The organism is Amycolatopsis sp. NPDC003861, from assembly GCF_053605405.1.
The window spans coordinates 1-10,525 of the sequence record NZ_JBSGJD010000300.1 but is presented as its reverse complement, the minus strand read 5'-3'; the positions used below and the strand labels follow the sequence as shown (position 1 = coordinate 10,525).

The 10,525-nt window shown below is 70.2% G+C and carries 11 protein-coding genes; 6 read left to right on the top strand and 5 right to left on the bottom strand.

Features of this window, described 5'->3' with window-relative positions; all coding sequences use genetic code 11:
- Positions 1-56: 56 nt before the first annotated feature.
- Complete coding sequence (gene asnB, locus ACWEVN_RS42360) at positions 57-1,991, bottom strand: asparagine synthase (glutamine-hydrolyzing) (protein ID WP_452055047.1); 1,935 nt, start codon at positions 1,989-1,991, stop codon at positions 57-59.
- 185 nt (positions 1,992-2,176) lie between these two features.
- On the opposite strand from asnB, the gene ctaC reads away from it, so the two are divergent.
- Together ctaC and ACWEVN_RS42350 are read left to right on the top strand one after the other, a co-directional pair.
- Entirely contained in the window at positions 2,177-3,118 is a 942-nt protein-coding gene (gene ctaC, locus ACWEVN_RS42355; protein WP_452055046.1) for an aa3-type cytochrome oxidase subunit II, read from the top strand.
- Between the two features lie 32 nt (positions 3,119-3,150).
- Complete coding sequence (locus tag ACWEVN_RS42350; protein WP_043781541.1) at positions 3,151-3,570, top strand: cytochrome c oxidase subunit 4; 420 nt, start codon at positions 3,151-3,153, stop codon at positions 3,568-3,570.
- Positions 3,571-3,623: 53 nt separating this feature from the next.
- Here ACWEVN_RS42350 and ACWEVN_RS42345 read toward each other — a convergent pair whose 3' ends face one another.
- On the bottom strand, positions 3,624-4,583 hold the full coding sequence (locus ACWEVN_RS42345; protein ID WP_452055045.1) for a GlxA family transcriptional regulator: 960 nt from the start codon (positions 4,581-4,583) through the stop codon (positions 3,624-3,626).
- 83 nt (positions 4,584-4,666) lie between these two features.
- Between ACWEVN_RS42345 and ACWEVN_RS42340 the strand changes: the two genes are divergently transcribed.
- On the top strand, positions 4,667-5,587 hold the full coding sequence (locus ACWEVN_RS42340; RefSeq protein WP_449682214.1) for a DMT family transporter: 921 nt from the start codon (positions 4,667-4,669) through the stop codon (positions 5,585-5,587).
- A 194-nt stretch (positions 5,588-5,781) separates the two neighbouring features.
- On the opposite strand, the gene trpD is transcribed toward ACWEVN_RS42340, so the two are convergent.
- The 3 genes from trpD to ACWEVN_RS42325 form a co-directional block, all read right to left on the bottom strand.
- Positions 5,782-6,816: an anthranilate phosphoribosyltransferase gene (gene trpD, locus ACWEVN_RS42335; protein WP_452055044.1), complete on the bottom strand. Its 1,035-nt coding sequence runs from the start codon at positions 6,814-6,816 to the stop codon at positions 5,782-5,784.
- A 5-nt stretch (positions 6,817-6,821) separates the two neighbouring features.
- Positions 6,822-7,232, bottom strand: a complete 411-nt coding sequence (locus tag ACWEVN_RS42330; protein WP_310977137.1) for a response regulator — start codon at positions 7,230-7,232, stop codon at positions 6,822-6,824.
- Positions 7,233-7,293: 61 nt separating this feature from the next.
- Positions 7,294-7,707: a hypothetical protein gene (locus ACWEVN_RS42325; RefSeq protein ID WP_452055043.1), complete on the bottom strand. Its 414-nt coding sequence runs from the start codon at positions 7,705-7,707 to the stop codon at positions 7,294-7,296.
- Positions 7,708-7,802: 95 nt separating this feature from the next.
- On the opposite strand from ACWEVN_RS42325, the gene ctaE reads away from it, so the two are divergent.
- From ctaE to qcrA, 3 genes are all read left to right on the top strand, one after another.
- Positions 7,803-8,426, top strand: coding sequence for an aa3-type cytochrome oxidase subunit III (gene ctaE / locus ACWEVN_RS42320; protein ID WP_063749462.1), 624 nt, complete (start codon positions 7,803-7,805; stop codon positions 8,424-8,426).
- A 63-nt stretch (positions 8,427-8,489) separates the two neighbouring features.
- A complete protein-coding gene (gene qcrC / locus ACWEVN_RS42315) occupies positions 8,490-9,308 on the top strand; it encodes a cytochrome bc1 complex diheme cytochrome c subunit (protein ID WP_310977139.1) in 819 nt (272 codons plus the stop codon).
- Complete coding sequence (qcrA, locus tag ACWEVN_RS42310) at positions 9,305-10,471, top strand: cytochrome bc1 complex Rieske iron-sulfur subunit (RefSeq protein ID WP_310977140.1); 1,167 nt, start codon at positions 9,305-9,307, stop codon at positions 10,469-10,471. Before qcrC ends, qcrA begins: the two co-directional genes overlap by 4 nt.
- Positions 10,472-10,525 lie beyond the last annotated feature (54 nt).

Here is a 10,525-nt window from a genome sequence, read left to right as displayed (position 1 = left end):
TTGTCTTGCGGTCTAAACTCCCCCCCAACCCACCCCCCCCCCGGCCGCGGCAGACCTCAGAGCTTCACCGGGTAGACCGGCTCCGGGATCTCCGGCTTGATCCGGTGCTCGACGAAGATGCCGTGCCACAGCATGAACACGATCAGCGCCCACAGCTGGCGGCTGCGGTCGAGCTGGCCCGCCTTGTGCTCCTCCAGCAGCGCCAGGATCGCCTTCTTGTCCAACAGCTCCTCGGTCTTCGAGTCGCTGATGATGCCCTTCGCCCAGTCGTACATCTCGTTGCGCAGCCACAGCCGGATCGGGACCGGGAAGCCGAGCTTGCGGCGGTTCAGCACGTGCGCCGGGATGATCTTCGCCAGGGCCTGGCGCAGCGCGTACTTCGTCGTGCCGTGCGCCAGTTTCTGATCGAGGGGGATCGACGCCGCGACCTTGAACACCTCGGCGTCCAGGAACGGCACCCGCAGTTCCAGCGAGTTCGCCATCGTCACCTTGTCGGCCTTGACCAGGATGTCGCCGCGCAGCCACGTGTAGAGGTCCACGTGCTGCATGCGGGCCACCGGGTCCCAGCCGCGCGAGACGTCGTACCAGGGCGCCGTGACGTCCTTGAAGCCCACGCCCTCCTGGTAGGTCTTCAACACGTTCCGCAGCTGGTCGTCGCGGAAGTTGCGGGCGTTGCCGTAGTAGCGGTCCTCCAGCGGGAGCGCGCCGCGGCGCAGGAGGTCCTTGCCGCGGGTGCCCTCGGGGATCTTCGTCGACACCTTGCCGATGAGCTTCCGCATGCCGCCCGGGATCTTCTCGAACGGCGCCAGCGAGATCGGCTCGTTGTAGATCGTGTAGCCGCCGAACAGCTCGTCCGCGCCCTCGCCCGAGAGCACCGCCTTGACGTGCTTGCGGGCCTCGCGGGCGATGAACCACAGCGGGACCAGCGCCGGGTCGGCCACCGGGTCGTCGAGGTACCAGACGATGAGCGGCAGCACCTCCATCATCTCGTCCGCCGACACCGTCCGGACCACGTGCTTCACGCCGATCGCGGCGGCCGACTCGGCGGCGACGTCGACCTCGGAGTAGCCCTCGCGCTCGAAGCCGGTGGTGAACGCGATCAGGTTCGGGTTGTGCTCCTTGGCCAGCGTGGCGGTGGCCGTGGAGTCGATGCCGCCCGAGAGGAACGCGCCGACCGTGACGTCCGGGTCGGAGATCATGTGCTTGCCGACCGAGTCGCGCATCACATCGGCGATGCGCTGGTACAGCTCTTCGGCCTCGGCGGGGGAGTTGACCGGCTTGGCGCTGAACTGCGGGTGGAAGTAGCGGGTGAACTTCACCTCACCGCCGGGCACCACGTCGAACGACGTCCCGGACTCGACGCGCCGGATCGCCGTGTGCAGCGACTCGGGCTCGGGCACGTACTGCAGCACCAGGTAGTGCTGCAGGGCCTTGCGGTCCAGTTCCTGCGCGACGCCGAGGACGTCCGACAGCTCCAGCAGGCTCTTCTTCTCGCTGGAGAACGCCACGCCGTCGGGGCCGGCCGAGTAGAACAGCGGCTTGATGCCGAACGGGTCGCGCGCGCCGAAGACCCGCTTCTCCTGCGAGTCCCAGATCATGAAGGCGAACATGCCGCGCAGGCGCTTCACCCAGTCCGCGCCGAGGTAGTGGAAGCCGGCGACGATGGCCTCGCCGTCACCCTCGGTCTCGAACTTCGCGCCGTGTTTCTCGGCGAGCTCCGCCCGCAGCTCCTGGTAGTTGTAAATCTCGCCGTTGAAGTTCATGGTGTAGCGGCCCGGTGCCTCGGGCGGGCCCCAGACCAGCGGCTGGTGCGCGTGCTCGACGTCGATGAAGGCGAGCCGGTTGAAGCCGTAGACGACCTCGGCGTCGGCCCAGGTGTCCTGCTCGTCGGGGCCGCGGTGGCGCTGGCAGCGCATGGCCGCCCCGACGGCGTCACGCGCGTTCGCCGCGCCGGTCTCGGTCGCGCAGATCAGTCCAAGCAGGCCGCACACGGGTACTCACACACCTTCAGGGTCTTCACCGGGCTGGGGGAAGGCCCCAGTATGCCGGGGTGGTCGTGGCGAGTACCACGCGCGTCGATGGTTACCCCTTGGTCAGCAGGATGGGCCAACTCGGCTAGAGTCCGGCTGTCACAAAGATCGGTCGTAGGAGGCTCTGGGTGAAAGGGCGAGGCGCAGTGGGACAACCCGAGCGCACCCTGGGGAAGCGGACCGTGCGCGTCGCCGCGCTGGCCGTGCTGGTCGCGCTGACCGCGACGGGCTGCTCCGGCGACGAGATCCTGCGGTTCGGCTGGCCGGTCGGTGTCACCGAGCAGGCGAACCAGATGCGGACGCTCTGGACCTGGACCGTGGTCGCCGCGCTGGTCGTCGGCGTCATCGTGTGGGCGCTGATCTTCTGGACCGCGACGTTCCACCGCAAGAAGAAGACCGCCGACGGCGAGCCGGAGGAGCTGCCCCGGCAGTTCCAGTACAACATCCCGCTCGAGCTGTTCACGGTCGTCGTCCCGACGATCATGGTCTGCGTCCTGTTCTTCTTCACCGCGACGACGGAGTCGAAGGTCCTGGACAAGATCCCGAACCCGGACGTCAAGGTCCAGGTCGTGGCCTTCCAGTGGAACTGGGAGTTCAAGTACGAGGACGACAACGCGAAGAAGGCGGACGGCCAGCAGGTCAGCACCGTCGGCTCGTCCGGCGAGATCCCGCTGCTGGTGCTCCCGGTCGGCAAGACCATCCAGTACGACCTGGTCTCCACCGACGTCATCCACTCCTTCTGGGTGCCGGAGTTCCACTTCAAGCGGGACGTCATGCCGAACCCGGAGAAGAACAACCAGGACAGCTCCTTCCAGAACAAGATCGACCGCGAAGGTTCCTTCGTCGGCCGGTGCGCGGAGCTGTGCGGCACCTACCACTCGGTGATGAACTTCGAGGTCCGCGCGCTGTCGGCGGACAAGTACGACCAGTACATCGCGCTGCGCAAGCAGACGAACCCGGCGACGGGCCAGTCGTTCACGGCGGCCGAGGCGCTGGCGAAGATGAACTGCGGCGAGCTGTGCACCCCGCACGCGGTCACCACCCAGCCGTTCAACACCGACCGCACCGCGCGGACCGCGTCGAACTGACGCCGCACGCACACAAGGAGTAGGAAAAGACCATGAAGGTCGAAGCCCGCATCTTCTTCATCGTGGCGATCTTCGCCGTGTTCATGGCGGCCGTGTACTGGGTGTGGACCGCGCTGGCCGCGACCCACGGCGCCGAGCCGGTCGGCATCGTCGCGCTGTTCCTCACCGGTGGTCTCGCGTTCCTGGCCGGCAGCTACATGCAGTTCGTCGCCCGCCGCATCGAGCCGCGCCCGGAGGACCGCGAGGACGCCGAAATCAGCGACGGCGCGGGCGAGCTGGGCTTCTTCAGCCCGGGCAGCTACTGGCCGATCGGCATGGCGGCCACCGCGGCGCTCGCAGCCGTGGCGCTGGCGTTCTTCCACATCTGGCTGCTGGTCATCGCCCTGGTCGCGCTGCTCATCACGATCGGCGGCCTGGTGTTCGAGTACCACACCGGCCCGTCGCACGACTGAGCCTCACCGAAGCCGGCCGCCACGCTTCCGAGCGTGGCGGCCGGTTTTGTTTTTCAGCCGCGGAACGCCGTCCGGTACGACGACGGGCTCGTGCCCCGCAGCCGGCTGAACTGGTGCCGCAGCGCCGCCGCCGACGCATAGCCGCACGCCGCCGCGATGTCCTCCACCGACAGCCCGCCCTCCTCCAGCAGGGCCTGGGCCCGGTCCAGGCGGCGCTCGGTCAGCCAGCGGTGCGGTGTCGTGCCCGTCGCGGCCGAGAAGCGGCGCAGGAACGTCCGCTCGCCCAGGCCGCTGCGGCGGGCCAGCTCCGCCACCGTGAACGGCTGGTCCAGCCGCCGCTCGACCCACTCCAGGGCCTCCGCGACCACGGCGTCGTCGCCCGCCGCCGTCGCCGGGACCGGCGCCTGGACGAACTGGGCCTGACCGCCCGCGCGGTGCGGGGCCGCCACCATCCGCCGGGCCAGCGTCGTGGCCGCCGCGACACCGCGCAGCCGGCGGACCAGGTGCAGGCACAGGTCGACCGCCGCGACCGTGCCTGCGCTGGTCAGGATCCCGCCGTCGTCGGCGTACAGCGCCTGCGGGTCCACTTCGGCCGCCGGGAACCGCTGCCGGAACTCCGCCTCGTACACCCAGTGGACCGTGCAGCGGCGGCCGTCCAGCAAGCCCGCGTAACCCAGCGAGAACACGCCCGCGCAGAACCCCGCCACCCACGCTCCGCGCCCGGCGGCGTCGCGCAGGACGTCCAGCACCGGCTCCGGCGGTGGCGCGGTCCGCGGCGCGCACGTCGGCACGATCAGCAGGTCCGCCGACGCCGCGAAGTCCAGGTCCCGCAGGCCGGCCAGCCCGAAGCCGGACCAGCTCTCGACCGCGGTCCCGCCCGGCGAGCAGACGGCGAAGTCCCAGCCCTCGATGCCGTCGGCGCTGCGGTCGGTGCCGAACACCTCGCACGCGACGCCCAGTTCGAACGGCGAAACGCGGTCGGCGAGCACCACCGCGACCCGGTTGACGTCCATGTCGGCCAGTGTGTCACAAGTTTTGCGGCCGTTGTCATCTCTGACACTGGTTGCGCCGGCCGATCCGGACGAACCTGGTCGGCATGACGAACTCCGAAACCCGCCCGCTGCTCCAGTGGTCCGCGGCGATGGCGATGTCCGGCACGATCGGCGCCGTCGTCCTCGAGAGCGGCGCGGCCGCCCCCGCCGTGGCCTTCGCCCGCTGCTTCGTCGGCGGCGCCCTGCTCGTGCTCTGGTGCCTCTCCCGCGGCTGGCTGCAGGCCTGGCGGCCGTCCCGCCGCGACCTCGGCCTCGCCGTGCTGGGCGGGCTGTTCCTGGTCGGCAACTGGGTGCTGCTGTTCGCCTCGTACGCGCTGTCGTCGATCTCGGTCAGCACGGTCGTCTACCACACCCAGCCGCTGATCCTGGTCGGCCTGGCCGCGGCGTTCCTCGGCGAGAAGGTCGCCAAGAGCCACCTGGCCCGGGCCGGCATCGCGTTCGGGGGCGTGGCGGTGATCTCGCTGTCCGCCCACGGTGAGGACGGCAAGCCGGTGCAGCTGGCCGGCATCGGCCTCGCCCTCGGCGCGGCCGTGCTGTACGCGGGAGCGTCCTTCGTGGCGAAGCAGCTGAAGCACATCCGCCCGCACCTCCTGGCCGCCGTGCAGACGACGGTGGGCGCGCTGGTGCTGGCACCCCTGCTGCTGGTCACGCCGCTGCCCACGACGACCTCGGGGCTGCTGTGGCTGGTCCTGCTCGGGACCGTCCACACGGCGCTGATGTACGTGCTGATGTACGCGAGCATCGGCAAGCTGCCGACCACGACGGTGGCGCTGCTGTCCTACCTGTACCCGGTGGTGGCGGTGCTGGTGGACATCCTGTTCTACGGCCACCGCCCGAGCTGGCCGGAGGCGTTGGGCATGCTCGCGGTCCTGGCGGCCGCTCTGGCACCCCAGCGCGGCCGCAAGCCCGCCCCGCAGCCGGCTCCGGCCCCGGAAACCCGCGGGGAACCGGCCTGCCGATCGTGACCGGACCCGTCACCCCCGTGATCGGGCCCGTAACCCACGTGATCGAGGCCGTAACCAACGTGGTTGGGGCCGTAACTGACGTGATTGGGGCCGGAACTCACGAGTCCGGCCCCAATCACGCGAGTTCCGGCTCCAGTCACGCGAGATCTGGCCCCAATCACGCGAGTTCCGGCTTGGAGCACGCGGGTCGCGGGTCAGGTGAAGGCGATCCAGCGGTCCAGCAGCGCGGCCGCGGCGCCGGAATCGATGGCCTCGGCCGCCCGAGTCAGACCGGCCCGCAGGTCGTCCTCCAGCGAGTCCGAGAAGCCCGTGAAGGCCGCCAGCGCCGCCGCGGCGTTGATCAGGACGGCGTCGCGGACCGGGCCCGGCTTGCCGCCCACCAGGTCGCGGACCACCGCCGCGTTCGCCGCCGCGTCGCCGCCGCGCAGGTCCTCCGCCGTCGCGCGGGCGATGCCCACCGCTGCCGGGTCGAAGCTGCGTTCGGTGACCTCGCCGTCCGAAACCACCCACACGGTCGACGTCGTCGTCGTGGTGATCTCGTCGAGGCCGTCGTCGCCGCGGACCACCAGGGCCCGGGTGCCGCGGCGGGCGAACGTCTCCGCCAGCACCCGGGTCTTGTCCGGGTACGCGCAGCCGATCAGCGCCGCGCCCGGCTGGGCCGGGTTGGTCAGCGGGCCGAGCAGGTTGAACGTCGTCGGGATGCCCAGCTCGCTGCGCACCGGGCCGGCGTGGCGCAGCGCCGGGTGGAACGCCGACGCCAGGAAGAACCCGATGCCGACCTCGTCGAGGCTGCGCCGGACGTCCTCCGGCGGCAAGCTGATCGTCACGCCGAGCGCTTCGAGGACGTCCGCCGCGCCGGACTTCGACGACGCGCTGCGGTTGCCGTGCTTGGCCACCGGCGCGCCGGCCGCCGCCGTGACGATCGTCGCCATCGTCGAGATGTTCACCGAGTTGGAGCCGTCGCCCCCGGTGCCGACGATGTCGACCGCCGGGCCGTCCAGCTCGACCCGCTTGGCGTGCGCCAGCATCGTGGCCGCCATGCCGGCGATCTCCTCGGGCGTCTCGCCCTTGGCGCGCAGCGCGACCGCGAACCCGGCGATCCGGGCCGGGCTCGCCGCGCCGCTCATGATCTGGTCCATCGCCCACGCCGTGTCCTCCGCGGAGAGGTCGACGCCGGCGATGAGCTGCTTGAGCAGGGGTGGCCAGGTGCGGGGGACCGGGGTGGTCACCGGGCTCAGCCGTTCACGACGGGGACCCGTCGCGCGCGCAGCACGTCGGCGACGGTCTCCGCGGCGGTCAGCGGGTCCAGCGGGTGCACCAGCACGGCGTCCGCCTGCGACCAGGTGGCCAGCCACCGGTCGTCCTTGCGCCGCACGGCCACCACGATCGGGGGGCAGTCGGTGATTTCACTCTTCAGCTGCCGGCAGAGGCCGATGCCGCCGGTCGGCTGCGCCTCGCCGTCGAGGATCGCCAGGTCGACGTTCCCCGCGTCCACCTCGGACAGCACGTCCGCGATGCCGGCCGCCTCGACGTAGTCCACGCGCGCCAAGTCCGCGGCGGGCCGGCGGCCGACCGCGTTCACGATCGCCTCGCGCACCTCCGGCTTGTGGCTGAACACCAGGACCCGCATCGACCGCTCGCCCATCAGGCACGCCTCCATACTCGTCACCGCACGTCTCCCGCGATCGTATCGGCCGAGACCGACATCACGCGGTCGGCTCCGGCTGTTGCGCGTCCCAGCCGAGCGCGTCGCCGCCCAATCGTTGCGCGAGACCGGCCATCCGGGACCTCTCCTGTGCGCAATGCAGGGCGTCGAGCACCTGGACGCGCACCGCGAGCACCCTCGTCAGCTCCCCGGAAGAGGTGGGTTCCCGCAGCTCATAGCCGTCCTGGGCGAGGATCGACGCCGCCTCTTCGAGCCGGTCCGGCGGCAGCAGCAGGTGGTGCCGCAGAACGGCCGGTGCCGTGCTGACCCAGGCGGGTGAACCGGCGAGCACGGCGGAGTCCGCGACGGCCGGGTCGAAGGCCTCGGCGACGATCTTCAGCCCCGGCGCGCCGGCCGTCAGACCGGCGGTTTCCCGCTTCTTGACCAGGTCAAGCAGGCGGTCGAGTAAACCCATGAGTAGCTCTCACCTTCCCGGGCATCCGGTGTGATCGGTTACGCAGACGGCTCGCCGTGGACCCACCCGGCGGAGCGGCGGTGCGAGAGGACATAATGCGACGCGTGACAACGGCAGCTCCCACCATCAGTCAGCGGGTCCACTCGCTGAACCGGCCGAACATGGTCAGTGTCGGCACCATCGTGTGGCTTTCCAGCGAGCTGATGTTCTTCGCCGGACTGTTCGCGATGTTCTTCACCGTCAAGGCGCAGAACTCGTCCGGCCAGTGGCCGCCGCCGCTGCACGGCGAGGAGTTCCACCTCAACGTGGCGTACGCGATCCCGTTCACGGTGATCCTCGTGCTGTCGTCGCTGACCTGCCAGTTCGGCGTGTTCGCGGCCGAGCGCGGTGACGTCTACGGGCTGCGCCGCTGGTACATCATCACGTTGATCATGGGCGCGATCTTCGTCGGCGGCCAGGCCAACGAGTACCACAACCTGGTCGAAGAGGGGATGACGATCCCGTCCGGCCCGTTCGGCACGGTCTTCTACCTCGCCACCGGGTTCCACGGCCTGCACGTCATCGGCGGGCTCGTCGCCTTCGTGTACCTGCTCATCCGCACGAAACTGAGCAAGTTCACGCCCGCCCAGGCCACGTCGGCGATCGTCGTGTCCTACTACTGGCACTTCGTCGACATCGTGTGGGTCGGCCTCTTCGGTGTGATCTACCTCCTTCCGTAGGTCCTCACCCAGCCGCCACCACCTTCACCATCGGCCTGAACTGACAGCAAGGGTTGCCGCAAGATGACCACCAGCACGAAATCCTCGGAGCGCCGCTACCGCGCGCGGTCGAAGCTGCGGAGGCGGTTCGCCGGCCTGCTCGCGCTCGGCATCGCGCTGGTGGGTGCCGGCGCCGGCTACGCCCTGCTCGTGCCGGAGCCGCAGACCGCGCAGGCCCAGGGCACGCCGGCGCAGCTGCGCCTCGGCGAGCAGGTCTACAACAACACCTGCATCGCCTGCCACGGTGCGAACCTCGAGGGCGTGCAGGACCGCGGGCCGAGCCTGATCGGCATCGGCGACGCCGCGGTGTACTTCCAGACTTCTTCGGGCCGCATGCCCGCCGCGCGCCAGGAGGCGCAGGTCGAGCGGAAGCCGCCGAAGCTGACCGAGGCCGAGATCGACGCGGTCGGCGCCTACATCCAGGCGCACGGCGGCGGTGTCCAGCGGCCCGCCGAGAAGGGCGAGGCCCTGCGCGGCGACGACCCGGCCCGCGGTGGCGAGCTGTTCCGCCTCAACTGCGCGTCGTGCCACAACTTCACCGGCCGCGGCGGTGCGCTGTCCGCCGGCAAGTACGCGCCGAACCTGGACCCGGCCAGCGAAGAGCAGATCTACACGGCCATGCTCACCGGCCCGCAGAACATGCCGAAGTTCTCCGACCGGCAGCTGTCGCCGGAGGAGAAGAAGGACATCGTCGCCTACGTGAAGTCGGTGTCGGACGGCAACAATGACCCGGGTGGTAACGGCCTCGGCGGGGTCGGCCCCGCTTCGGAGGGCGTCATCGCCTTTATCGTCGGGATCGCCGCGCTGATCGGCGTGACGTTGTGGATTGGATCGAAGGCATGAGTGCCGAGGGGCCGAAGCCGCCGTCGGAGGCGGAACTGGCTGAGATGGACCGGGACCAGCTGGTCAAGCTGGGCGGGGCGCTCGACGGCGTCGAGATCGTCGAGTACCCGACCCCGTGGCCCGTGGAGGGCACCCGGGCGGAGCGGCGCGCCGAGCGCCTGGTCGCGTTCTGGTTCGGCCTGTCCGCGCTGGCCGGCATCGGGTTCGTCGTCTCGCTGATCTGGTGGCCGTGGCAGTACGAGGCGCCGGACAACGAGAGCGCCCACTTCTGGTACAGCCTCTACACCCCGATGCTCGGCCTCACGCTCGGCCTGGCCATCCTCGGCCTGGGCATCGGCGTGATCCTGTACACGAAGAAGTTCGTGCCCGCCGAGGTCGCGGTGCAGCAGCGCAGCGACGCCGGCGGCGAAGGGTCGGCCGAGGTCGACCGCGCGACGATCCTCGCGCACCTGGCCGACGCCGGGAACCGCAGCACCATCGCCCGCCGCTCGCTGATCAAGCGCTCGGCGATCGCCGGTGCGGGTGCGCTCGGCCTCGCGGCCGCGGCGCTGCCCGTCGCGTCCTTCATCAAGAACCCGTGGAAGGACAGCGAGTCCCGCGACTCCCTGTGGCACACCGGCTGGCAGCCGAACTTCCCCGGCGAGAAGGTCTACATGCGCCGCGCCACCGGCAAGCCGGTCGAGGTGGAGCACGGCAAGGAGACCGAGATCTCCCTGGTCAAGGCCGAGGACCTCGACGCCGGCGCGATGGAGACGGTCTTCCCGTTCCGCGAGTCCGAGCGCAACGACGCCGAGGCGCTGGCCAAGGCGCTGACCCGGGTCGACAACCCGGTCATGCTGATCCGCCTGCGCCCGACCGACGCCGCCAAGGTGGTCAAGCGGGCCGGCCAGGAGGACTTCAACTTCGGCGACTACTACGCGTACACGAAGATCTGCAGCCACGTCGGCTGCCCGACCTCCCTGTACGAGCAGCGGACCAACCGCATCCTGTGCCCGTGCCACCAGTCGCAGTTCGACGCCCTCCACTACGCCAAGCCGATCTTCGGCCCGGCGACCCGGCCGCTGGCCCAGCTACCGATCACGGTGGACGAAGAGGGATACTTGATCGCGCGAGGCGACTTCATCGAGGCCATCGGTCCGGCCTTTTGGGAGCGTAAGTCATGAGTTCACTCACCACGCCGACCAAGGGGTCGAGCCCGGTGGAGAAGGCGCTGGGCG